Genomic DNA, 26,171 nt, shown 5'->3' with positions numbered 1-26,171 from the left:
AATATGGTTTTATAGAAATTAATAAATATTAAAAATTACTCTTCCCTATTCTCAGGCAATTTCAATCCACTCAAAACAGAGCTAAGCTGCGTTCCTTTCAAAAGATTTCCAAAGACATCAGCGATTGATTTTCCTCCCAAAATAGCTAATGGTGCCATTGAATCAGCCATTTTTTGAGCAAGTTCCTTATCAGAGAAAGATTGTAAAGCAGCAATTAAATCTGGAGAAACTGCTTTTGCTTTTGCAACAACAGCTTCTACTTCGGTTTGCTCTTCCAAAATAAACTGTTCTAATTCTTTTTGGGCTTTTTCTAACTCTACAGTATTGATAGCTTTTTGTCTTGAAAGCTCGTCATCATTGATTTGATTAAGCGATTTTTGCTCTTCTAATCGTGCCTGTAAATGACGTTCTTTACTGATTATTTCGCTTTCAATTTTTGATAAAGTAACCTCTAAGAGTTTTTTGGTTTCTTGTTTTTGAAGTTCGTAAATCGTTTGTTTTGTTTCGGATTGTGTGGCTGCAATTTGTCTTGTAATGGCTTCACTTTCTTGCGTAAATTCTAATTTTCGTTTTTCAGAATTAATACGAAGAGTTTGCATAACAGTATCTTGCTGCGAAGAAATTAGTAAGTTTTCAATATTTGCATCTCCCAAACTTATATCCAAAATTTCTACATCGTAGATACGCATTCCGTTTTCTTCAAAAAGCCGTCCTGTTCGTTTTCCTGTTTTCTTATCAGATTCTCCCAAAATAGCATCTCTCAAAATAGTAATTCCATTGGCATAAAATTCCATAATTGGGTATCTTCTGACTGTATTTCGGATATAGGAACGCATGTGGTCTGTCAGAAACTTAACATAATTTTCTACATTAAACCATTTATCAGAACTTCCCTCAAAATTGACACGGTATGAAAGATTTATTCTAACTTGTGTATAATCTGCTGATTCTGCCATTATTTCATCAGAAACTTTATTATACAAAACTCTCAAATAAACGGTTTTGATAGAGTTTTCTGTGGTTTTTGGAGTTCCTGTTGAAAGCTCTATGCCTTCTAATTCCTCATCATATTCTAATAAATACGATTGAGGACCTTCAATAACTTTTCGTTTTCCTGTCTTACTGACCACCAAAACAGCATATCCTGTCCAAGGTGCAATCGTAACAGCTCCCTCATACTTGGTGTCTAGCGTAATCATGCGAGGTGGCGTATGCGAACTATCACGATTAAACTCATCGCCTACCATTTCATCAGAAATCTTTGCTTTTTTACGGAGTTGTTGTGGCTGCTGAGGAGCTTGATTTTGTTCTTGTAATTCAAAATCAGTAACAAAATTATCGTTTTTGGCAATATTTTGTAAAGCCAAATTATATTCCATTGCCTCATTATTATTGGGAAACCAAAGTGAAGTTTGTTTTTTGGAAAGAACACGACGCACCAAAACAAATTCTCTAGGGTCAGGTAAAAACATCGCTGCACCTTTCATAAGAGCAACTGTTCCCGTTTTTCTATTCAAATAATAACGTCCTTCTCCTGCTGGAATGGCAATGGCATAATGGCGTTCTTTCGTTCCGTAACGAACAATGGCGTGTTCTGGACGAGGGTAATAAATCATTTGATCTTTTCCTGTTATGAAAAGTTCGTCGCCTTCTTTGTATTCATTTTTTCCTTCTTTGTAAGGAGCAATTACTTTTATATAAAGTCCACTCATTTCGTTGAGTTCGATAGCTTTAAATTTTCGCATTCCATTTTTTTGAATGAAAACTTCTGTAGGTTCTGGGAAAACGACTTTTGGACCTTGAATGTAGCGTTTGTTGCCGTCTTCGTTCAATAAAATACAATATTCCAAACGCTCTAAAGTTACAGCTTCACGTACATATTCGTCGTCATCTGCATATTCATCTCTGACTACTTCGATGCCTGTTGGTGGAATATAAAACGAAACTTCATCGCCACGAATAATCAAAAGTTGTCCCATGGTTAAGGTTTCGGCTACTTCGTTTAGTTCTTTTGCTTCGTTTGCTTCTCCTTCTTTTGTTTTGATGACAGATTTTCCCCAATTTTCTCGTGCTTGTTGCTCATCATAAATACGAACTAATAAATATTGATTTGAACTTAGGTTATGACCACGGATAACTCGTGCCATTTGCCCTGCCCAAAGTGCAAAAGAAATAGGTCCTGCAATATTTACTTTTCGTCCAACATTGAGTTCTGCTAAATTATTACTTGTTCCAATTTTTGGAGGATTTGTATCTTTTGAAGGATTTTTTAATACTACATACCAACCTTCAGGCGCAATAATAAAAGAGCGCATAGAATCCTCTAAATTGCATTTTTCGAAACGCTTCGTATCAGGGTCAAACATAACAGGACGGTCAGTATTGGCAAGACTCGTCTTGTAAGGACCTACATAAACATTAATATTTCCCTTTGTTTGGTCAGAAATAAAGGCATATTCGTTGGGAGCTAAAACTAAATCTCGTTCTCGGTTTGTGTCAGACATAAGTTGTTGGTTTTGTGTCATTGGCGAGGACACCAATAACGGCTAAAATGATAGATAAATTTGATGATTATCAGTAGAATACTTTCTTGATAAAATTCTTTCTCAAAATAAGAATTAATTAGTATTTTACAAAGGATAAATGTTAGTTAGTGTAAAAAATACAATAAGTTGTTTGTTTTCATTAACGCTACTTCATAAATAAAGGTTTCATTTTTTTAGAAAAAAACATCATTATCATTGTAGGTCAAAGGCTTGCCTTTGACAAAACACAAAACACAAAACACAAAACACAAAACACAAAACACAAAACACAAAACACAAAACACAAAACACAAAACACAAAACACAAAACACAAAACACAAAACACAAAACACAAAACACAAAACACAAAACACAAAACACAAAACACAAAACCGTCAAAGGCTTGCCTTTGACCTACAAATTCAAAAATTCAAATAAAACAAAATGAAACATAAAAATTACAGAAAGCCTATCATACGAGCAGAATGGTGGAATTATGATTGGAATGGTGCTTATTTTATTACTATTTGCACTAAAAATAAAGAACACTTTTTTGGTAAGATAAAAGATAAAAAAATGGAACTCTCAAAAGTGGGTGTTATAGTTGATGTTTTGTGGCATCAAATCCCTATTCATAGAACATATGTGGAGTTGGAAGAATTTGTAATAATGCCAAACCATTTGCACACAATTATTACGATAGATAAGCCTATGATAATAGAAGAAAAGACAGAACTAAACTCAGAAGGTTTTACGAAAAATCGCTTTCAAAATCAAGGTAAAGATACTATTTCCTCTATTATTGGAGGTTTTAAGTCTGGAGTAACCAAACACGTAAATCGTTTAGGATTAGAATCTGCTTGGCAAGCTCGTTTTAATGATCACATTATTAGAGATGAAAAATCATATCAACACATTTCAAATTACATTCAAAACAATGTAGAAAACTGGGAAGATGATACGTTTTTTACGCCATAAAATATATGTAATCATTGTAGGTCAAAGGCAAGCCTTTGCCCTACATTTATAAATGAAATATTATTTCAAAAATAAATCATTCCACAGGGTCATACCCACTTCCTCCCCAAGGGTGGCATCTTCCAATTCTTTTTAATCCTTTCCAACCTCCTTTGAAAGCACCGTGTTTTTGTATTGATTCGACCATATAAGCTGAACATGTGGGCGTATAACGACAACGAGGAGGAAGCATCGGCGAAATAAAATATTGATAAAATCGAACGATTGCTAAAAAAATGTAAGAGAAGAAACGTGAAATAGCTTTTAGTATCACAATAGAAATAGTATTATTTTGATAATTAATTTAATTAGAACGTTGTGAGGTATATTTACGTTATGATTTGGTTAGAATAATTTCTTGTTTATTCTATAGTTTTCTATGTTTTTTAATAAATGTCAAAAAAAATGAGAAAATTGAGCCTCAATACTAAGTTTATTTTTATAACATTCTTATATTTGACATTTGAATCTAGAAATTTTCTACTACAAAACCAGTAACTACCCTAAATTTAGTAATTTTGAGAATGGATTAATATTTTAATTCTCATTTATTAGTTGTTACCATTAATTCCCTTTTTTTAATTATATATATTGCAACATATCAACTATTATGAAATCAGTTTTGCACATCAAAATACCTTCCCTTTTAGAAAATATCCGTATTGTAGAGAGTTTTATAGATAATGCTCGTGATAAGTTTAACTTAAATGATGATATATACGGAAATATTATGGTTGCTGTTACCGAAGCTGTCAATAATGCCATTATTCATGGAAATGGAAAAGATAAAAATAAAGAAGTCGATTTGAGTTTAGAAGTGGGAAAAGAAAAATTGTTTTTTACGATAAAAGACCAAGGAAAAGGATTTGATCCAAATTCTCTCCCTGACCCAACTGCACCCGAAAACTTACTTACTATCGGAGGAAGAGGAATTTTCTTAGTGAGAAATTTGGCTGATAAAGTTGATTTCTTGGATGAAGGAAGAACTGTCAAGATGACTTTTAATGTTACTAATTCAGTTTTAAACTAATTTTGTTCAATTACGAATTACGACCTGCTAAAGCAGCGAAGCTAATTAAAAATTATGATTAGATTTTTTGTAAAAAACTATTAAGAGTTAATTTACATAATATATTCGATGATTTTTTTATCAAACCCATAGTAAAGCTATTAGAAATTAACTGATAACTGTTTACTGATAACTGAATAACTGCAAAGTGGAAAAGATAAATTTAGAAGATTATACCTATCATTTGCCGAGCGAAAAAATTGCTCAAAACCCTTTAGAAAAACGAGATAGTTCGAAGCTTTTAGTTTATAAAAAAGGCACTATTTCGCATCATCATTTTACAGAAATTACTGATTTTCTTGATGAAGATTATACTTTGTATTTTAATAATACGAAGGTTATTCCTGCACGTCTTTTATTTGAAAAAAAGGCTACTCAAAAAGGACAAAATGGAAAAGGTGCAACTATCGAAATATTTTTATTACATCCAGTTTTACCTACTGCTGATGTTAGTGAGGCAATGCTCAATACAGAAAAGTGTACCTGGAAATGTGTTGTAGGCAATCTAAAAAGATGGAAAGATGGATTGACATTAGAAAGAGAATTAGAAATTGATAATCAAAAAATCCTAATTGAAGCCAAAATAGCTGATAGAAATGAGCTTTTGATAGAACTAGAATGGAAAAGGCTAGATAAAAATAATCAAAAAATAGAAATTCCTTTTGTAGATATTGTAGAAAAATTAGGTGTCATGCCTTTGCCTCCTTATATAAAAAGAAAAGCTGCACAAAAAGATGCTAATACATATCAGACCATTTATAGCAAGGCAGCAGGAGCAGTCGCAGCACCCACAGCAGGACTGCATTTTACACAAGATGTTCTCAAAAATCTTGCAGACAAAAATATTCAAACTAACGAACTTACACTTCATGTAGGTGCAGGAACTTTCCAACCTGTCAAAAAAGAAAATGCTGGAAATGTAGCCACTCATACAATGCACTGTGAACAGATTGTAGTTACAAAAGAGAATATAAGAAGCATCATTGATTCTGAAAAAGCGGCTTCTGTCGGAACAACTTCCATGCGAACTTTAGAGAGTTTGTACTGGTATGGAACGAAGATTATTTTAAAAGAAAATACGACTTTTTTTGTAGAAAAATTAGAACCTTATAGCTATGATTCTGAAATAAAATTGCCTTCCAAAAAAGAAAGTTTTGAAGCAATTTTGAAGTATATGAATGATTCTAATCAATCCAAACTGACAGGAGAAACCGAAATTTTTATTCTTCCTTCTTATACTTTCCGTGTTTGTGATGCGCTAGTTACTAATTTTCACATGCCACAAACTACACTTATTTTGCTTGTAGCTGCTTTTATTGGAGAAGATTGGAGAAAAATTTATCAAACGGCTTTGGATAATGATTATCGTTTTTTGAGTTATGGAGATTCTTCTTTGTTATTTTTGTAGAATTATTTTAAATCAAAGTGTATTTTAACACTAAGGAAAATCAAGCATAAAATTTGAATAGGTCTAGTTGAATAATTTTTTATTTTTCGACTAATCCATAATCGTATGAAATTTTACCTATCTCTGATTTTTGTTTCTCTTTTGTTTTTTTCTTGTTCGAAAGACAATATTGATGTAGAAAAACGTAATTACAAAATGGGTTTTACTACTTGGCCTTATGATTTTAGTTTGGAAGCTGTCAATTCTACCTATTCTTTTATCGAACAAAATGCAGACATTTATTCTGAACACATAGATGGCAAAATTCCTTGGGAAGCTCTCATTAATCAAACAGCTTTTCCAACCGAATTTGTAGATGAAGTTGATGGCAAAATTAGCCGTAAAATTAATTCACATCAATTACTGCTTTCTGTAAGTTTATTAAATACGTTGAGAAATGATTTACAGGAAGGATATAATGAACAAGTCCCTGCTTATACTTCTCTTTCTGATACACATATCGAAAATGCCTATTTTGATTATTTGGTGTATTTGGTAGATAGATTCAATCCTGATTATTTGGTAATGGCAATGGAAGTCAATGAATTATTGACCAATAATTCGGGTAAATGGAATGAATATAAAATTTTGGGTGATAAATTAAGAATTCGTTTAAAAACAAAATATCCTAATCTGCAACTAGCAGAATCATTTACTTTACATAGTTGGTATCAACAACGCACTGATTTTGTAGATGATATTAAAACATATAGTCAAAAATCAGATTTCTTAGCTGTTAGTTTTTATGCTTTTGTGATGCAAAAACACACAAAGACAGAGTTTCAAGGTGCATTTGATTTTTTACATACCCAAACTTCTAAGCCAATTGCTTTTGTAGAAACGAATGCTTTAGCGCAAGATTTATCTATTCCAAACCTCAATGTATTTATTACTTCATCAGAAGAAGAACAAAATATTTATTTAGAAACGCTACTTGAAAATGCCCAAGAGCAAAATTATGAGTTTGTAATTTGGTGGGCGCATAGAGATTATGACAGATTATTAGAGTTTTTTCCAGAAGATTCGAAAGATTTGGGAAGTATTTGGAGAGATACAGGACTTTTAGATGAGGATGGAAATGAGCGACCTGCTTTTTCTACTTGGAAAGAAAACTTGGATAGGTAATTTATAAAAAGAGTTATAATTTTACACCTACAATAGCTATGTCATCTCTTTGAGGAGCATCTTTTTGATAATCTTTAAGTGTTTTTAATAATAGTTTTTGTTGTTCTTTTAAGGGAATATCTTTTATGGTATCTAATCTATCCATAAATGCTTGAGTACCCAAACGCTGTTCGTTAGGTGCATTTTGGTCTATGTATCCATCTGTTGTCAAATATAATATTTCTCCTTTTTCTAGTTCTACTATATTTTGAGTAAAAGGAGTTTTACTTTTTCGACTTCTTCTTCCTCCAATCGAACGTCTGCTTCCTTTTATCCTTTCTATTTTTCCATTATGAGAGAAAAACAAACTATTTTTTGCACCTGCAAAAGTAATTTTAGTTCTGTCATTTTGTAGGTTTTCAGTTTCTATTTTACAAAGTACCAAATCCATTCCATCACTATTTTTGGCTTGTTGTTGTTGTAGAGCATCTTGTATTTCTTGATCTAATTTCTCCAAAATATCAGCAGGTTCTTCCATATTTTGAATATTTATCAACTCATTAAAAATGGAAATACCTATCAAAGCCATAAATGCTCCTGGAACGCCATGTCCTGTACAATCTGCAACAACTAAATATGTTCCTCCAGCCGTATGACTCAACCAATAAAAATCACCACTTACGACATCTTTAGGAAGATAAACCAATAAATTATCCTCAAAAACCTCTCTTAATTTTTCTTTTGCTGGCAAAACAGCCTGTTGTATGGTTTGAGCATATCGGATACTATCTGTAATTTCTTGATTTTTTTGTTGAATAGTAGAAAATGATTTTGCATTCGAAAGAGCAATTGTAATATAAGAACTTAATGCTCTGAGTACAGCAACTGATTCGGGTTTATAGGCATTTTTATCAAAACTTTGTACTGTCAAAACACCCACAATTTGATTGTTTAGGAATAAAGGAACATAAATTACTGCATTAGTAATACCATCTTGAATTACTTCTTTTAGCTGATTATAATGTTTATAATCCTTCTCCATATCATTAATCCAAATTTCTTCTTTTTTGGTAAATGATTTGACAGAAAGAAGTGTATCATTATCTAAAGAATCAGAAGAATTAGGCTGTATTTTACCTTTTTCGATATAATATTTAAAATCTAGTGTATTACTAAACTCATTGTACATTCCAATTCCGAAACCATCAGTAGACATTAGTTTTTCTACTTGTATATATACAATTTCAACAATAGTTTTGAGGTCTAGTTCAGCCGTTATTTGTTGTCCCATTTTACTAACAAGGTCGATGTTCTTGTATGAATTTTCTAATCTTTCATGTTGTACTTGTATTTCTTCTTTTTGTTGATTTATTTCGGCTGTACGCTGTTCTACTGTTTTTTCTAGTCTTTGATTTCGTTTTTCTACTCGCCTCACTCTCCATCTATAAACCAAATAAATGATGACAAAAAACAAAATAAGTGTAATAACTTTGAATACTGTAGTTTGATAAAAAAGAGGTTCTATTTTAAACTCAAGAGTAGCTATTTCATCACTTTTTAATCCTTCTTCATTATAGGCTTCTAATTGAAATATATATGTATTAGGAGGAAGGTTTGTATAGGTGGCTTTTCTTTCCTCTTCTGCTGATATCCAATCTTTGTCTATACCTTTTACTTTATATCTAAACTTTACATCAGAAGGATGAACAAAACTAAGTCCTGAATACTCAAACACAATACGTTGTGTACCTGCTGGAAGTAGTACAGGTTCTTGGTTCGTAAACATAGAGTTTCCATCAACTATAATTTTATTAATAGCGACATTAGGGTGTATTTGATTTGTAGGGATAGAGCTAGGATCGATAGACACAACACCTCCAACAGTAGGAATCCAAAATTTCCCATCTGAAGTTTGTATTGAAAATGATGCACCCGAACATTGACTTTCTTTCATGCCATCACTTTTATTGAAAAGTTCGAAAGGAATTTTTTCAATTTCTCCATTGGTAATTTTTTCAAAGTCTTTTTTTGCCATCACAAAAATACCTTGACTTGTCGTACACCAAAAATTACCAACTTTATCTTCTAGTATATCAAAAATACTTGAAACAGGTAATCCATTTTTGGCTGTGAAATTTGTAATTTTATTATTTTCAATCTTGCTAATACCTTGTGTAGTAGTTGCCCAAACTGTATTATCTTTATCAAAATATGTACTAAAAACTAGGTCGCTTACTAAGCCTTGTTCTGTTGAGATATGTTCTAATTGTTTTTTGTCTTTGAGTTTTATGATACCAGCATTATTTGTTCCTACCCAAATAATTCCGTTTTCATCTTGCTTTATAGACATTATAAAATTAGAAGGAAAGTCTGTGTCTGTATTGTGATAGGTAATCTCTCCAGAGGGTGAAATTATGGTAATTCCTCCTGTACGTGTTCCTATCCAGATATTATGATTTTTATCTTCAAGAATTGTTCTTACAATATTACTTGAAAGCCCATTTTTTTCATTGTAAAATACTTCTTTTGTATAAGGTATTTTGGCTAATGGGTCAAAATTTTGAAGTTGTATTACTCCGTTGTCTGAACCTAACCAAACAGAGCCATCAGAAGCTTTTTTAATGGTTTTTACACGGGCTGTTATACGTTGGAGAGGGTGTCCAAAAGCCATAGCATTACCTTGGTGAATAATATCTAGTTGTGGAAAATCTGACCCTACCAAAAGGGTATTTTTATCAAAAGGTTCTAATATATTTATTGAGTTATTTGAGAGCCCATCTGTCGTGGTATAATTAGTAAACTTTCCTTGTTTTAGTTGAACAATCCCTCCTTTATAACAAGTAAACCAAATATTTTTTTCTTTATCTTGAATAATTTTTCTAACTATATTATGAGGCAAACCATTGCTTTCATTCAGTCGCTCTACTTTATTATCTTGGGTAATTCTAAGTAATCCATTATTTGTTCCTACCCAAATACTACTAAAATTATCTATATAAATAGAATTTATATAATCTTGAGAAGTAAACTCTAATTTTCTGATTTGATTATTTTCTAAAACAGCTATTCCTTCTGTTGTTCCGATATATATTTTGGTGTTTTTATAATTTTCTTCATACAAAATCTCTGTAACATTATCGGTAGGTAATCCATTTTCTTGTGTAAACTCTTTTATTTTTTGTCCATCAAAATGAACAAGCCCAACTTTAGTAATGGCAAAATAAATATTTCCTTTTTGGTCTCCTGTTATTTTTTTAACAGTAGTATTCTGATAATTATTTATTTGTCCAGTTGTGTTTTTTGCTCCTTCCCACCTTATCAATCTTTCATTTTCTACAAAATAAATCCCTTTTCCTCTTGTTCCTAGCCAAATTCGTTTGGGCTGATTATTTCTACTTTTTTCTACATAGATAGTTTCTATACGTACTGATAAGGTATCAAAAAGAGATTCAATTTGACGATTTTTGTAATGTACAAGACCATTTCCTTCCGATCCTATCCAAATTTCGGATTCCTTACCACTTTCATTAGTTTCTACTTCTAATGCAGTGAAACTATTTGTATTAAATTCAGGGTTTGTCGAATTAGTATAAGTATGAAAGTTTGCACCGTCAAATCTAACTAAACCATCATATCCCGTAACCCAAATAAAACCAATATTATCTTGAGTAATATGGTTTGTTGTATTTGAAGGCATTCCCTCTACTGTTGTCCAGTTTGTAAGAATATATTGAGTTAAACTTTTGTCTGGAGTAAGTCCTTGTTGGGCAGTAGTATTAAGTTGAGGCTGGGCATATAAATTAATGACCAGACAGAAATATAAATAGGTTGCTACAAAAAGAGAAGTAAAATGTAGTTTTTTTATCATATCATTAAGAGTTGTTCTACCAATAATACTACTTTTTAGGCTATTATCAAACTAATTACAGTGTATGACCTATGTTTTCGATAAAAATAAAATGACAATTTATAAAAAACTCCTAGTTCTCATAACTGAAAAATAGGAGTTTCATTCTTTTTAAATTTTCTTTTATATTCTAGGAGGATTATAACCACCATCATCATCATTTCTACGTTTTTGAGGTTGTTCTTCTGGAGCTGCAATCGATTCACGCATGAGTGTATCGGCTTGCATATTGCGTAAACGTTGATAATCCATAATTCCGAAGTTTCCACTACGTAAGGCTTCTGCTAGTGCTTTTGGAACTTCAGCTTCTGCTTCAATTACTTTTGCTCTTGACGCTTGTGCTTTTGCTTTCATTTCTTGTTCTACTGCGATTGCCATTGCACGACGTTCTTCAGCTTTTGCTTCTGCTACTCTAAGGTCGGCATTGGCTTGTTCGATTTGAAGTTTTGCTCCAATATTTTCTCCTACATCAATATCTGCAATATCAATCGATAATATTTCAAAGGCTGTTCCAGCATCAAGTCCTTTTTCCAAAACAAGTTTTGAGATTCTATCAGGGTTTTCCAAAACGTCTTTGTGAGAATGCGACGAACCTACTGCCGTTACGATACCCTCACCAACACGAGCCAAAATAGTTTCTTCGCCTGCACCACCGACTAATTGAGCAATATTTGCACGAAGTGTAACACGAGCTTTTGTGATAAGCTGAATACCATCTTGGGCTACTGAAGTAACAGCATTGGTTGTAATTACTTTTGGATTAACTGAGATTTGAACGGCTTCTGAAACATCTCTACCTGCTAAATCAATCGCAGCAGCTTGTTTGAAACTCAAATCAATATTTGCTTTGTCAGCTGCAATCAAGGCTTTTACGACTTCCTCAACACTACCACCAGCCAAAAAGTGAGTTTCTAGATCGGAGGCTGTAATTTCCTTCAATCCTGCTTTACTAGCATTAATGAGAGGCAAAACAATTTTACGTGGACGAACATTTCTGATTCGCATAGCTACCAGTTCTAGTAAACCCAAACGCACCCCTGAGAAAATGGCCGTAATCCATAAATTAATCGGAATATAGGTTCGGATAACATAAGCAAGCCCTAATACGATTACGCCAAGAATACTAAATAGAATAATCTGTTCTGTCGACATAGTGTTTTTTTAAATGGTTGGATGAAGTAGCAATTTAATAAATTGTTGTGAAATAAATTTTGTTTTTTTCTAAAAAGAAATTATAAAAAAATCCATAAAATAGAGATTTTCTATGCTATGGATTTTTGAGATTTTAATAGTCTATATAGTTTGTTTTTTTGAAAAATTATTGTTGTTGATGTTTAGAACTTCCTTTTCATCAACAATACTTTCTTTTTTTAAAGAATATACTGACTCAAATCTCTATTTTTGACAAGAGCTTTGAGTTTTTCTTGTACCATTTCTTTTGTGATTACTACATGAGCATTTGGAGGAATAGTATCTGGAATATCAAATAAAATTTCATTTAATAAATGACTCATCACTGTATTCAAACGTCTTGCTCCAATATTTTCAAGTTCACTATTAATATGAAAAGCAATATCAGCAATTTCTTCCAAGGCATCTTCTTGATATGTTAGTTTTACGCCTTCCGACTCCAAAAGAGAAACATATTGTTTACTAAGGGCATTTTTTGGGTCTTTCAAGATTTTATGGAAATCTTCTTTTGTAAGTGAATTGAGTTCTACACGAATTGGAAAACGTCCTTGTAACTCTGGAATCAAATCCGAAGGTTTTGAAACGTGAAAAGCTCCTGCTGCAATAAATAAAATATGGTCTGTATTTACAATTCCGTGTTTTGTAGTTACGGCACTTCCTTCTACAATCGGCAATAAATCACGCTGCACACCTTCACGACTTACATCAGCTCCTCCACCTTTATTTCCCGAAGAGGCTACTTTATCAATTTCATCAATAAAAATAATTCCTGAATTTTCAGCTTTTTTGATGGCTTCTATTTTTACCTCATCCATATCAATAAGTTTGAAGGCTTCTTCTTCTAAAAGCAACTTTCTAGCTTCTTCAATCGTAACTTTACGTTTTTTGGAACGAGAAGGTAACATTCCACTTAACATTTCTTGAAGATTCATCATCGAAACTTCATCAATCGCACCACCTACAACACCAACACCAGGATTATTACTAGATTCTAATGTAATCTCAATTTTTCGGTCTTCTAATTCTCCTACACGTAATTTCTCTCTAAAACGCTCTCTTGTTCTTTCATTAAGCTCGGCATCAGAAGTAGGCATTTCATCAGAAAAACCGACCGTAGAAGGTGCAGTAGAAGGTTGTCTATTTTTTAGAGGTGGAATAAGTGCATCTAAAATAATATCTTCGACAGCTTTTTCTGCTTTTTGTTTTACGGCATCACGCTTTTCAGTTTGAATAAGTTTGACAGCTTGTTCTACCAAATCACGCACCATACTTTCTACATCACGTCCCACATAACCCACTTCTGTAAATTTTGAAGCCTCTACTTTTACAAAAGGAGCATTTGCTACTTTTGCCAAACGACGAGCAATTTCTGTTTTTCCAACACCTGTTGAACCAATCATTAAAATATTGTTTGGCATAATTTCACGTTGCATATCTGATTTGACGTGCATGCGTCTCCAACGATTACGCAGCGCAATGGCTACATTTCTTTTAGCGTCGTGTTGTCCGATGATATATTTGTCAAGCTCCTCAACGATTTGTCGGGGCGTATAATAGATGTTATTGTCAATCATAAATTTATTTTCAATTTTGTCGTCAGTGGGGACACCGACAACGGAAAAAACAGCGACTTAGTAATACTCTCCTCGCCATTGTCGGTGTCCCCACCGACGATTTTTAACTTATATAGATTTTGAATTTATCAGTTAAATCTTAATCTAACAAGTATCGTAATTTTTTATGAGAATAAAAATTGTTATTTCATTTTTATACTTGTTTTAGCTACTTTTAAATCACTTTCATAAAAGTTATTGAAAGTTTATCAAAAATAGTATTCCTTTCTTAACGAAAAAGAATGTTTTTAGTTTTGTAATATATATATCGCTTGTGGGGACACAAGCAATGGATGGGTTATTCACAAGATAGCAAAACTGACCGTTGCTCGTGTCCTTACCATAGCCGTGAGGCTATTGAGGAATTTTGTTTTTTACTCCTTTAGGAGTTCCATATTGGATAGATAAAAACAGAAAAAATAAAATTCATTTACTCTGTAGGAGTTGTATATTGGTTGCATTTTATATTGAAAATACTATCAATATGTAGTTCCTAACGGAACAGAATACAATTTTTTCTTTTATTTACTACCAATATAAAGTTCCTACGGAACACTTGAAGTGTAACGAAAGCAGTGAAGCTAAAAAGTTAAATAATTTTTAACCTTACGGCTATGGTGTCCTCACGAGCGACCTTTTAAAAAAAAGTATGCACGAAAATTTTATCAAAAATTATAAAGAGAGTATCTTCTCTATTCCAAAAAATGATTTTGAAGCATTCGAAAAAAAGACTTTAGAATTATTTTATTTCCAATCAAAATATAATCCTGTTTATAAGCAGTATTTAGAAAAGTTGAATATTGACTCATTAAAGGCAAATTCTATAAAGTCTATTTATGATATTCCATTTTTACCTATTCGATTTTTTAAGTCACATAATGTGCAAATAGAAGGCGTAAAGACAAATCAAATTTTTACAAGTAGTGGAACGAGCGACCAAACAAATAGAAGCAAACATGCTATTTCGGATTTGCATTTTTATGAAAAATCAAGTCAATTTATTTTTGAAGAATTGTATAAGGAATATGGAAAATTAAATGATTTTCAGATTTTTGCGCTCTTGCCTTCTTATTTGGAACGTGATGGTTCTTCCTTGATTTATATGGTAGATTATTTTTTGAAGAATGCTCAATCAAACTCAAATTATTTTCTCTATGATTATGAAAAACTTAAAAATGAATTAGAAAAAGCTGCTTTAAAGAATCCTAAAAAACCAGTTTTATTACTAGGAGTAACATTTGCGCTTTTAGATTTTGCTGATTTTTTGACAGAAAATTACCCAAATTATAGCCTACCAAAGACACAACAATTTGAAGAAAACACTATAAAAAATGAAATAATTGTGATGGAAACAGGAGGAATGAAAGGACGAAAAAAAGAAATGGTAAGAGAAGAAGTACATTCTGTTTTAAAAAAAGCGTTTGGAGTCTCGGCGATTGATTCAGAATATGGAATGACAGAGCTTTTATCTCAAGGTTATGCACTCAAAAATACAAACCAAAATAATTTGAAAAATAATAATGAAAACACAGAAATTTGGTTTCAAACGCCTTCTTGTCTCAAAATAATTATTCGTGATACCAACGACCCTTTTGACTTGAAAAAGATAGAAAGTATGAATAATAGTATAAGTAATCATCAAATTCAAAGTGGTGCAATCAATGTCATTGATTTGGCAAATGTAGAAAGCTGTGCCTTTATCGAAACACAGGATTTAGGAAAGATAAATGCAAAGGGAGAGTTTCAAGTCTTGGGGCGTTTTGATTATTCTGATGTCAGAGGGTGTAATTTGTTGGTGATTTGATAGAAGTAATAAAAATTACACCTCAAAAAGAATTTGAAAACTCAAGTTCTTTTTTTTGCATAAAACTAAGAATGAATAAGTTGTTAAAGGTGTATTAAATTTGGATAAATTAATTTTTTTTGAAAAAATATTCGGCTTGCATCACTTTTTTTAAAATATATTTTTATATTTGCCCTTAGAATTAGTCAATTAACTTTTTTTGACTTAACACACAAATATAAATACTCTTTACAAAATGAAAACTTATTTTTTCAATTCAAAGTCGATTGTTCGACGCTATTCTCCTTTGGCTATTGCAGCTTTTATGATGTTTTCTTGTCAGCAAGAATCTGAAATTATTACAGAACAAGCTATTGAGCATGCTGCTATTGATCGTTCTGATTTAGATAACATAATCTGGGAAACTGTCAAAAAAGAAGGTTCTTTTGATTGGAACAAACAATCAGAACAAATTATTTGGAATGCGCTTTCCAAGTCAGATGGTGTTTTGGCAGTTGGTTTTAAACCCAAAAGTCAAAATAAAGATATTCGTACTATTATTGATAAAATAGATATTAATCAAGGTGAATGGAATGATGCTAAAAATTACGTTTTGGATATGATTTTTGAATCAGAAAGAAAATTAAATCCAGATTTGAAGCGTGAAGAATTAATTGCTTTTGAAGAAAATACACTTCCTGTTTTAGATGTAGTTATCAAAAATCCAACGACATTAACTCTCCTTCGTAAATCTGATTTTGTTCGTTATGCTGAACCAATGGGTTATGAACCAAATGTAAGCAAAGGTCAGCAGTTTAATAAAGAACTTTCTAGTAGTGGTTGTAGTGGAAGTAATCCTGAAAATGGACTTATAAACGGAGTAGATTACACCACCTTAGCTCCAAATTCAAAAGGTTCTTGGAATCACAATTTTCATAATGTTTCACAGGCTTGGAATACGGCTTCTGGAAGTGGAATAACAGCAATGATTATTGATACAGGCTCTAGCTTTGCACAAAATAATTATGGAAGTGGACTTAATCAAGGACTTTCACAAGGTAGAACAATAGAAAAATTAGTAACACTTCCTCGTGATACTTTTTGGGGAATTCCGATTGGAAGTCCTGAAACTCCAGATGATGACTGTGGACACGGAACGGCTATGACAGGAGTTTTGGGTGGTTCTCGTGGTACAGATGGAAGTGCAACAGGAATTGCTTACAATGCTAATTTGGTTACAGTTCGTGCAGCAGAAGATGTACTTATTGAAGGTTCTAGAGAATCAAAAGGTGTTTCTGATGCGTATGTAATTGCTGGTAATCGTTCAGATATTCGTGTTACGAGTATGTCTTTGGGAAGAATTACAAATAGTTCTCAAATTGCTGATGCTGTTCGTTATGCCTACAATAGAAATGTTTTGATTTTCTGTGCTGCTGGAACTTCATTTGGCTGGTCTTCGGGTTGGTTTGGTGTTATTTTTCCTGCTACAATGAATGAAACAGTAGCTGTAACAGGTGTAAAAGACAATATGCAACGTTGTGATGCATGTCATGACGGTTCGAAAGTTGATTTTGTAGTGGTAATGGAAAAAGCATCAAATGGTCGTCATCCTCTTACACTTGCTATGTCGGGTGATGTTCCTGCAACAGTTGGAGGCTCATCTGTTGCAACTGCTCAAACGGCTGGAATGGCAACTTTAGTTTGGTCTTCAAATCCAAGCCTTACAAGAAATCAAGTGCTTAATAAACTCAAAGTTTCGGCAAGTTATTATCCAAATCGTAATTCAAACTTCGGTTGGGGAAAAATTAATTTGCAAAATGCTTTGACTGCTTCGGCAAATTAAAATAGAATTTGTTAGTAATCAAAACTCCTCAAAAGAATGCTTTATGGTTCTTTTGAGGAGTTTTTTTTATTTATATAATAATTTTGAATACCAAAAAAATAGGTATTTATTACAGAATAGATTTGGCTAAATTTTTCTCTATTATTTCAGCATATCTTTTTATAAAGAATGAATACTGTTCAAAGAAAAATATAGATTTTTTAAATAAAATTCCTTTGTCTTCACTAGAATTTCCTATTCTAAACAGATGAGGATTTTGACCCAAAAAATAATTAAAGCCTATTCTATAAATTGGGTATTCATCTTGTTCTATTAGGTAATTTTCTTGTTTCAAAAATGTATGGAAAGAATTTGAAAGAATTTCAATTTCTATACGAGGTAATTCTAAATACATATTTTTTAGCTCTGTCTGTATATAATTTGTATCAATGTATAAAGCAATACTCATTTGATTTCCAATATCTTTAGTGTATCTAAGAATTCCTTTTTTTGATAAAGATTTATTTTTTGAGTAATCTGGAAAGAATGATTTTATAAGTTTTTCATAAAAAACAATTACATTTTTGACATTGAAAAAATAATGCTTTTGGATAACAACTCCATTTGAGGCAGGAGTTTGAAGGGGATTATGTAAAGTTCTTTCTCTTATGTTTTTTGGTTCTCTATCTTCAAATAACTCTATTGAATCAAAGTCAAATTCTTTTTGTGTCCAATAATTACTCATTAATTCTTCTAAGAAGCCTTTGAAATCATCATTCGAAGAAAATATAGTTTTTATTCCTTTATGAATTGGATAACCTCCTTTGTAAGGTGCATCATAATTGAGAATATAAAATGAGGAGTTCATAAACTCTTCTTTGAGTGTTTTTCTCAATTTACTATTATTTATTGTACCTATTTTATCATCAAAAAAAGCACAAAGCATTGCATAATGAAAAGAATTTTGATTTTCTGTTGCACATAAATAAATTTCTTCTGCTATGTTTTTCCTTATTCCAAAAAAAAGTTGCTTGAATTTTTGATTGAAGTTATCCATATATTTTTTGATAAAAATGAGTTTCAAATAAGTTGTAACGCAAAAAAAAATGAACAGAGTCAAATTCTTTGGTTATCTGACAATTTTTGTAAAATTTTGATTTTTACTCCGTTAGGAGTTTTATATTGGTAGAAAAATAGAAACGTTAAAACTCATCTACTCCGTAGGAGTTGTATAGCATTTTTTACTACCTATTCTAAATGCTACCAATGTGTAGTTCCTAACGGAACAGAATACAGTTTCTAGCTTCTTAACTTTGCTACCAATAAATATCAAGTTCCTATGGAACAGAAAGGCAAATAAGTCTATTAATGAGTTGTAATTTAACTACTCATTGTTACACGCTCCACAAAAACTGTCAGATAACCAATTCTTTTTCTCAATAAAAATACTTCTAGTAAAAAATATCTACTCCTTCAATTTCAAATAAATAATTTTTCCCTTCTGAATTAATCTCTGTTCATAGTTAGTATGTTTTTAGAGTATGAACTGGATAATTGACAGTTGAGATTCGTTGGTTTATAATTTTAAACTCTCGTTTGAAGTGTGTTTTTTACCACCAAAATCTATTCAAAATCCACTTCTCTCACATTTTTGTTTGTTCTTAATCGTTCTACTTGATTTCTCATATTGTTTCTTAGCTCATCGCCCTTTTTTATTCCTGCTAAAGAAAGGTTAGGATTGCTTCTGTCAGATGATGTAATTTCAAGTACTGAGAGTCCGACCAATCGCTGCAAAAAAGGTTCTACCAAACGAATATCTTTTACTCTGTATAGTTCTATTTCGTCGGTTGTGCGTGTCAAAATTCCTTTTTTTATGATAAGTCGTTCGCTTGTGAGAGTATAGTTAATGAAACGAGTATCAACTATTTTTAGAAAAACGATTGAAAAAGGAATAATAATACTGGCAAGCAAAACCACCCAAAAGAAAGTATCTAATTTTGGATTTTCGATTCCTTTTGTCCATAAATAAATAATCAAAGAAGGAAGAACAACTCCTGAAATTGCCCAAAAAATAACATTGCCAAGATGTAAAAGCCACGAAGGAGATCCATTCCAAAGTGTTTGTTCTGTGTTATGATTGTTTAGATTATCTGATGGATTTGCTGTATTCATTTCAAAAAAGGCTTTAAATTAATAGAATTATGGCTTACAATGAAGCAAGATAAGATAGAATGAAATATATTTGTACTCAAATTATAATTGAATCACAAAAATAAGAATATTTAAAAGATTAAGGTCTTTCAAAAATTAGTATTTAGATATACGTTTAAAATACACGAAAAGATGGCTAGAAAAAAAATGATGCGTTTTGAAGAAAATTTAGAACGTTATAATGTATTGCAAATTGAAGATGAAGCCTATAAAAATTTAAAGGGAAACTGGAACAAAACTCATTTTCCATCTTCACAACCTATTGTTTTAGAACTTGCTTGTGGATATGGCGAGTATAGTGTCGGATTAGGAAAAGTCTATCCCAACAAAAATTTTGTAGGTGTAGATGTAAAAGGGGATAGACTATGGCGAGGAAGTACAGATGCTTTAAATAATGAATCTTTTAATGTCGCTTTTTTGCGTGCAGAAATACAAAAGTTAGATGAGTTTTTTGAGGAAAATGAAGTGAGTGAAATTTGGGTTATTCATCCAGACCCACGTCCGAGAAAAAGAGATAGAAAACGTCGTCTTACCAACTCTCGTTTTTTGGATATGTATCAAAAAATCTTAAAAAAAGGAGGAACAGTTCATATCAAAACTGATGATGATCCTCTTTATGATTATACGTTGGAAGAATTATCAAAGTATAAAATCAAAAATCTGTTTGTAACTAGAGATTTGCACAACTCGCCTCTTTACCCTGAACACCACGGCATACGTACACGTTATGAAAACAGAGCGCAAAAACAAGGTCTAAAAATCAATTATTTGCGTTTTGAATTTGAAGATTGAGCTGCGAAATAGCTTTTTTTGTGAAAATGTGCGTTATTATTAGTTTTCCTATTTTTCAAAAACACTAAAACCAAATACTTCTTTTTTACTTCTGGAAGACCAATAACAACGCATAGAAACCCAAAAATTTTTAGTTTCTGCTATTAATTTTATAGATAAAGATTTATTTCTCAAAATTTTATTTATATTTCTTATGAAAAATTTAAACGTATCTATACTTCTTTTTTTAGTGTTATTTTTGAGTTCTACAGTTGTGGAAGGACAAACAAATATAGAAGAGTATGATAATTTAAAAACAGTAAAAATGACTTTCTTTCAGAAAGATTCACTAACACAACAAGTAAAAAAAGATGGTTATTCGATAGAGGAAAGTTACGTAAGTAAAGCATACTACAAGAATTTTTCAAAATCATTATCAAATTGTAAACCTTGTATTATTGAATGGTACGATGAAAATAAAAATGTAGTCAAAGAAGGTGTTTATTATGTAGAAATCTATGAAAAAGACAAATGGGCTTTTAGTCAAATAGTGGGCTGGTTCAAAACCTACTATTCGAATGGAGAGTTAGAGCGAACAGAAAAATATACATTTGAAAAAAATCACTCAAACTATAAAACCCTTCATAGAGGAAAAAAATCCTACAAAAACCCTGTAAATATTAACAGAATAGGAACTTGGACATATTTTGATGATAAAGGGAATGTTCTCAAAACTGAAAATTATGATGATAAAGAAACTAAAGAAGAACCTCAACAGAAGTTTTATCTAGTCAATTCTTTAGATACGACAAAAAAAATCAGAGTAGCAGCAACTAATTATTTCAATACAATAGATTATGATACTCTTTCAAATGATTCTTCAATACTAGAAGTTCAAATGCAGTTTACAGGTTTTATTACTGACCTATCAGATTCTACACTCAAATTTCAAACAAGGAGTGAATACTTGATGATTGCTAATAAATTTGGGAAGGTTACCAAAAACAATGATTGTTATACGTGTGGCTATTATCTTGGTATGAAGGATTCGATAAAAATATCGACTATTAATCTTCGTAAAATAAATTTTCTTTCCACTAATTCCTCTTCACGAGAAACTCTAGGTGCAACGGGGCAATTTATAAGTGGAGTTTCTTTAATAACTACTTTAGTCGTTGCACCCTTAATAAGTATAAATTACAAAAATGGAAATTTTAATCAAGACAGGTATTATAAATTTGCTGGTGGGGGCTTGCTTGGTTTGAGTATTGGTATTCCTCTGACATTTTTAAATGACCAAAAGAAATATAATCTCATTTATAAAAATGGTCAGAAAAGTAAAAAGCATTGGTTTTTGCAAAAGATGGAAAGGTAAAAAAACTCCTGTTCTTCTTTATTGTTTTCAGTCTAACATAATTCAAATTCTTTTTTGTAGTAAACCCATACTTTTATAAACTAACAAATTAAAACCCAAAAATTTTTAGTTTATGCTATTATTTTCAGTAAATTTGTTAAGACTTTCGAAGATTAAAAAAACAAATAAAATTTAAAAAATGAAACCAGTATCATATATTTTTATTATACTTTTTCTGCAATTATGTTCTTCTTGTTTGGCTCAAGATAAAATCAATTATAAAAACGAAAGATTAATCATTGATTGTATAACAGAAAAATATGATAGTATAGACATAGATTTACAAAGCGAAGCAAAGAAATACGAACAAATACTTATAGAAAGCAAACATTTACAGGATAGTTCAGCCAAAAGTTATCTTGTACTATATAAAGACTTAATGAGTACTCAAATAAATGACAGTATTCCATATAATACAGCATTAGATAAAAGACTTATGGGATTTCGGAAAAAGTGTGTAGAGAAGAATATAACAGGACTAGATTCCATTGTAAATGATAGATTTTATGAAGCTGGTCTGCTTATGGATTCTGTAATTAAAAATCAAGAAACTATGACAACAGATGAAATTATAGATGCCAATAAGCGAGTTGGACGTTTATTTTCTGAAAAAGACTTTGAAGAACCTTATTATCGTATTTCTATATTGAATATGGTTTCTAGTTTTAGCATTATGAAACAAGAAAAATTCCTTATCAAAATTTATATAGATTTAGACCATAATATTGTTCTTAATGGTAAGACAACTACTTTAGATTCTCTTAGAAAAGAAGTAAAAATACTAACAGATAAAATTCCTGATAAAGAAAAAAAATATATCATAGTACAAATTTCAGGGGATACCTCATTGGATATGGGTATCGTAATTGATGTCAGAGAAGAATTAAGAGGGAGTGATGCCTTGCGTGTAAACTATGGTATTGATTGAATCTATTTTTAAGTTTTCTAATCAACTCAAATAATTTTGAAAATATATGAGCAAAAGTGATAAATCTAAACATGCCATCTGTATTGCTGCAATTAAAAAAAACACTATGAAACCTTATGATTTCAAATGGACTAAGTTTTATTCTAGCAATTCAGAATTTTCTCATAATAAAATTCAACTGCAACGAAAGGAAGGAGAGCTAATTATTTGCTCAACTATTATAAATGAAAAAAATTACAGCATCCTAACTACTCAAAGACTAATCACGAAAGAAAACGGAAATGAGAAAATAGGTAATATGAATGAAGCCTCAGATGAAAGCTATGGAAATTTCAAAGGTTATGGAGACGTTGGGTTTACATTTGGATTGGTTAAGTTAAAAAGTGAATTAGAACTAAAGTATTTTATTGAAACAGGTAAAGCATCTATGGTTATGGTTCATGGCATAAGAACTTTGATTAGAACACAGACCCTAACTGAAAAAAATATAGAGAATTTAATACGAATTTGGAATAGGCAGAATCAAAACAATGAGAAATAAAACTTTAGAAATGAAAATCTATTTTTTTAGTTTATGCTATTATTTTTAGTAAATTTGTATAAAAACACTTCCAAAAAAAATGTAGCATACTCTTTAGAGTGTGAGTAGTTTAAATAGAGTTTAATAAAAGATACATCTTCAAAAAAATGGATAACAAAACCAATAATTTTTCTAAAAAAGGTTCTTTCAATAAAAAAAAGCAAAACAACTTTGCTTCTGATTTATCGAATGAAATGGGCAAACTTCCACCTCAATCCATTCCTTTGGAAGAGGCTATTTTGGGGGCGCTTTTGTTAGAAAGAAAGGCTTTTGAAGATGTAGTCGATATTTTGAAGGCAGATAGTTTTTATAAAGATGCTCATCAACTTATCTATCAAGCGATGTTGGAACTTTCTGCAAAAGGTTCTCCGATTGACCTGCTGACTGTTCGTACTCAATTAGAAAAAAATGGAAATTTAGAGATTGTTGGAGGTGCATATTCTCTTGTTCGACTCACTACTGAAGTAAGCTCTTCCTCAAATGTAGTTTATCACGCTCATGAAATTGTAGAACGTGCCATCAAAAGAAAAATGATTGGTGTCGCTTCGACGGTTCGTCAAAATGCCTTTGAAGATACAACAGATGCTTTTGAACTTTTAGATGAAACACAGAGCGAACTTTTCGAAATTACAGAAGATAATGTCAGAAAAAGAACCTCTGATATGGCTTCCGTGTATTTGAACACACTCAAGGATTTAGAAGAAAAACGAAAAAATAAAACAGGAATTACAGGTATTCAGAGTGGTTTTACGGCTTTGGATAGAATAACAGCAGGTTGGCAGCGTTCGGATTTGATTATCTTAGCAGCTCGCCCTGGTATGGGAAAGGCACAACCTTTAGATGCAAAATTACTTTCTCCAACAGGTTGGAAGATGATGGGAGAAGTCCAAAAAGATGATTTAGTAGCAGGAAGTGATGGGAGGTTTTATAAGATAAAAGACGTTTTTCCACAAGGCAAAAAATCAATTTATAAAGTTAGTTTTGAAGATGGAACAAGTACAGAATGTTGTGAGGAGCATTTATGGATTACTTTTCAACAATCTGAAAATAAATTAGCTGTTCGTTCTTTAGCTCAAATAAAAAATACACTTCGTACAGGAACAGGCAAACCCAACCATTATATTCCAATGGTTATGCCGATTCAATGGGACGAAAAAAAATTACCTTTAAGTGGATATTTGGTAGGTCTTTTTGTATCTAATCAAGGTCAAACAAGTCTTTTGGCTGATAAAAATTCCTTCAAAACCAGCGAAAGAATGGCAGAAACATACCAAAAGCTACAACATGCTTTTGGTAAACAAATGGTTAATTTTGCAGAAGAGCCATTTATTCCTCAAGAATATTTATGGTCAAGTGTAAGACAACGTACCGAACTTTTAGAGGGAATGATGGCTTTTTCGGGACGCTTGGCTAAAGATGCTCACAACGAAATACGAGGAAAGTATCAAACGGATTCTTCTCGTATGAAAGATGATTTTATGTTTTTGATTCGTTCGTTGGGAGGAATTGTGTTTTGCACAGAAAATAAAAATCAAAAAGGAGAAGTCCTTTTTCAGCTAGAATTCGAATTACCTGCAAGCCTTTCTGACTTAGAAACAGGAACACACACAACTACAAACAACAGTCTTTCGCCACTTTTCAAATACATTACCAAAATAGATTTTATTGGAAATAAAGAAGCTGCTTGTATCAAAATTGATAGTGCTGATAGTTTGTATGTAACGGATGATTTTACGCTTACTCACAATACAGCTTTCGTTCTTTCAGCCTTGGCAAATGCAGCCGTAAAATACGACCATTGTGTAGCTATTTTTTCATTGGAGATGTCAGCCGAGCAGCTACTTACTCGTATGATGTCCTCAGAAGCAGAAGTGGAAAGTCAGAAATTACGTAATGGAAGCATTGCAGACCACGAATGGGCGCAACTTATTCACAGAACTACACAACTTTCAGCTTCCAAAATTTTTATTGATGATACGCCAGCCATTACCATGCTAGAACTTCGTGCAAAAGCAAGAAGACTAAAATCACAGCATAATTTGGATATGATTGTCATTGATTATTTGCAACTTATGTCTGGAGATGCAGGAAAAGGAGGAGGAAACCGTGAACAAGAAATTGCAGGTATTTCAAGAGCTTTAAAACAACTTGCTAAAGAATTGGATGTCCCTGTAATGGCACTTTCTCAGCTTTCTCGTGCCGTAGAAACTCGTGGAGGAGATAAAAAACCAATGCTTTCCGATTTGAGAGAATCGGGTTCCATTGAGCAAGATGCTGATATGGTAATTTTCCTTTATCGCCCAGAATATTATGAAATTACACAGGATGAAATGGGAAATCCTACACAGGGAACAGCCGAAGTAATCATCGCTAAAAACCGTCATGGTAGTTTGGAAACGGTTGTTTTACAGTTTGTAGGTAAATACACGAAGTTCCAAGATATAGATGAAGGAGCTTTTTCACCTGGAAATACAGGCTATGATAGTGGTTTTCCGAATGCAAATGACAACCTTTCTTCTATGCCTCCAATAGATGATGGCTTTACGACACTTCAAAGCAAAGGAAATAATATGAATCCGATTGATGATGACTTGAAGAATAAAAAATCAGTAGATTTTGATGATGAACCTCCTTTTTAGATTATAAATCTCATTGACTGACGACTTCATTTGAGCCTCAATGAGTTTACAAACGTCATTGAGGAGGGAATAAAAAAGGATACAGAGTTATAAAAAAACTCATATTCTTTTTAATAAAAATGTATTTTCATTCCTTCGTGAGTTGATTT

General features: G+C 31.8%; 19 protein-coding genes. 12 read left to right on the top strand and 7 right to left on the bottom strand.

From position 1 onward, the window contains the following. Window positions 1–35 precede the first annotated feature (35 nt). A complete protein-coding gene (locus tag ACE193_RS07850; protein ID WP_375562449.1) occupies window positions 36–2,504 on the bottom strand; it encodes a hypothetical protein in 2,469 nt (822 codons plus the stop codon). 258 nt (window positions 2,505–2,762) lie between these two features. Here ACE193_RS07850 and ACE193_RS07845 point away from each other — a divergent pair, with 258 nt between their 5' ends. Together ACE193_RS07845 and ACE193_RS07840 are read left to right on the top strand one after the other, a co-directional pair. Continuing rightward, complete coding sequence (locus tag ACE193_RS07845) at window positions 2,763–2,939, top strand: hypothetical protein (protein ID WP_375562448.1); 177 nt, start codon at window positions 2,763–2,765, stop codon at window positions 2,937–2,939. Between the two features lie 31 nt (window positions 2,940–2,970). Further along, window positions 2,971–3,504, top strand: a complete 534-nt coding sequence (locus tag ACE193_RS07840; RefSeq protein ID WP_375562447.1) for a transposase — start codon at window positions 2,971–2,973, stop codon at window positions 3,502–3,504. 76 nt (window positions 3,505–3,580) lie between these two features. On the opposite strand, the gene yidD is transcribed toward ACE193_RS07840, so the two are convergent. Next, the gene (yidD, locus tag ACE193_RS07835; RefSeq protein WP_375563350.1) at window positions 3,581–3,814 is read right to left on the bottom strand and encodes a membrane protein insertion efficiency factor YidD; all 234 of its coding nucleotides are present in this window, start codon (window positions 3,812–3,814) and stop codon (window positions 3,581–3,583) included. A gap of 339 nt (window positions 3,815–4,153) precedes the next feature. Here yidD and ACE193_RS07830 point away from each other — a divergent pair, with 339 nt between their 5' ends. The 3 genes from ACE193_RS07830 (at window position 4,154) to ACE193_RS07820 (ending at window position 7,184) form a co-directional block, all read left to right on the top strand. Beyond that, window positions 4,154–4,573: an ATP-binding protein gene (locus ACE193_RS07830; protein WP_375562446.1), complete on the top strand. Its 420-nt coding sequence runs from the start codon at window positions 4,154–4,156 to the stop codon at window positions 4,571–4,573. Window positions 4,574–4,760: 187 nt separating this feature from the next. Further along, a complete protein-coding gene (locus ACE193_RS07825; RefSeq protein WP_375562445.1) occupies window positions 4,761–6,020 on the top strand; it encodes an S-adenosylmethionine:tRNA ribosyltransferase-isomerase in 1,260 nt (419 codons plus the stop codon). A gap of 105 nt (window positions 6,021–6,125) precedes the next feature. Further along, the gene (locus tag ACE193_RS07820) at window positions 6,126–7,184 is read left to right on the top strand and encodes a hypothetical protein (RefSeq protein ID WP_375562444.1); all 1,059 of its coding nucleotides are present in this window, start codon (window positions 6,126–6,128) and stop codon (window positions 7,182–7,184) included. Window positions 7,185–7,197: 13 nt separating this feature from the next. Here ACE193_RS07820 and ACE193_RS07815 read toward each other — a convergent pair whose 3' ends face one another. The 3 genes from ACE193_RS07815 to hslU all read right to left on the bottom strand — a co-directional run bounded on the left by ACE193_RS07815 (window position 7,198) and on the right by hslU (window position 13,835). After that, the gene (locus tag ACE193_RS07815; RefSeq protein ID WP_375562443.1) at window positions 7,198–11,031 is read right to left on the bottom strand and encodes a two-component regulator propeller domain-containing protein; all 3,834 of its coding nucleotides are present in this window, start codon (window positions 11,029–11,031) and stop codon (window positions 7,198–7,200) included. A gap of 162 nt (window positions 11,032–11,193) precedes the next feature. Continuing rightward, the gene (floA, locus tag ACE193_RS07810; protein WP_375562442.1) at window positions 11,194–12,222 is read right to left on the bottom strand and encodes a flotillin-like protein FloA; all 1,029 of its coding nucleotides are present in this window, start codon (window positions 12,220–12,222) and stop codon (window positions 11,194–11,196) included. A gap of 218 nt (window positions 12,223–12,440) precedes the next feature. Next, window positions 12,441–13,835 (bottom strand): ATP-dependent protease ATPase subunit HslU, encoded by a 1,395-nt coding sequence (gene hslU / locus ACE193_RS07805; protein WP_375562441.1) that lies wholly within the window; start codon window positions 13,833–13,835, stop codon window positions 12,441–12,443. Between the two features lie 688 nt (window positions 13,836–14,523). Between hslU and ACE193_RS07800 the strand changes: the two genes are divergently transcribed. Beyond that, window positions 14,524–15,678, top strand: coding sequence for an acyl transferase (locus ACE193_RS07800; RefSeq protein WP_375562440.1), 1,155 nt, complete (start codon window positions 14,524–14,526; stop codon window positions 15,676–15,678). A 235-nt stretch (window positions 15,679–15,913) separates the two neighbouring features. After that, window positions 15,914–17,500 carry a S8 family serine peptidase gene (locus ACE193_RS07795; protein WP_375562439.1) on the top strand — a complete coding sequence of 529 codons (1,587 nt, stop codon included), beginning with the start codon at window positions 15,914–15,916 and terminating at the stop codon, window positions 17,498–17,500. A gap of 109 nt (window positions 17,501–17,609) precedes the next feature. Here ACE193_RS07795 and ACE193_RS07790 read toward each other — a convergent pair whose 3' ends face one another. Both ACE193_RS07790 and ACE193_RS07785 read right to left on the bottom strand, forming a co-directional pair. After that, window positions 17,610–18,536: a hypothetical protein gene (locus ACE193_RS07790; RefSeq protein ID WP_375562438.1), complete on the bottom strand. Its 927-nt coding sequence runs from the start codon at window positions 18,534–18,536 to the stop codon at window positions 17,610–17,612. Window positions 18,537–19,102: 566 nt separating this feature from the next. Beyond that, window positions 19,103–19,651 (bottom strand): PH domain-containing protein, encoded by a 549-nt coding sequence (locus ACE193_RS07785; RefSeq protein ID WP_375562437.1) that lies wholly within the window; start codon window positions 19,649–19,651, stop codon window positions 19,103–19,105. Between the two features lie 171 nt (window positions 19,652–19,822). On the opposite strand from ACE193_RS07785, the gene trmB reads away from it, so the two are divergent. From trmB to dnaB, 5 genes are all read left to right on the top strand, one after another. Next, a complete protein-coding gene (gene trmB, locus ACE193_RS07780) occupies window positions 19,823–20,482 on the top strand; it encodes a tRNA (guanosine(46)-N7)-methyltransferase TrmB (protein ID WP_375562436.1) in 660 nt (219 codons plus the stop codon). Between the two features lie 193 nt (window positions 20,483–20,675). Further along, window positions 20,676–21,836, top strand: a complete 1,161-nt coding sequence (locus tag ACE193_RS07775; protein ID WP_375562435.1) for a hypothetical protein — start codon at window positions 20,676–20,678, stop codon at window positions 21,834–21,836. A 178-nt stretch (window positions 21,837–22,014) separates the two neighbouring features. Then, window positions 22,015–22,803: an ExbD/TolR family protein gene (locus tag ACE193_RS07770; protein ID WP_375562434.1), complete on the top strand. Its 789-nt coding sequence runs from the start codon at window positions 22,015–22,017 to the stop codon at window positions 22,801–22,803. A 46-nt stretch (window positions 22,804–22,849) separates the two neighbouring features. Then, window positions 22,850–23,344: a hypothetical protein gene (locus ACE193_RS07765; RefSeq protein WP_375562433.1), complete on the top strand. Its 495-nt coding sequence runs from the start codon at window positions 22,850–22,852 to the stop codon at window positions 23,342–23,344. A gap of 146 nt (window positions 23,345–23,490) precedes the next feature. Beyond that, window positions 23,491–26,022 (top strand): replicative DNA helicase, encoded by a 2,532-nt coding sequence (dnaB, locus tag ACE193_RS07760; protein WP_375562432.1) that lies wholly within the window; start codon window positions 23,491–23,493, stop codon window positions 26,020–26,022. Window positions 26,023–26,171 lie beyond the last annotated feature (149 nt).

It is taken from the genome of Bernardetia aquimarina, from assembly GCF_042180575.1.
GTDB lineage: Bacteria > Bacteroidota > Bacteroidia > Cytophagales > Bernardetiaceae > Bernardetia.
The sequence above is the reverse complement of the archived record's forward strand: the minus strand, read 5'-3'. Positions and strand labels throughout refer to the sequence as shown.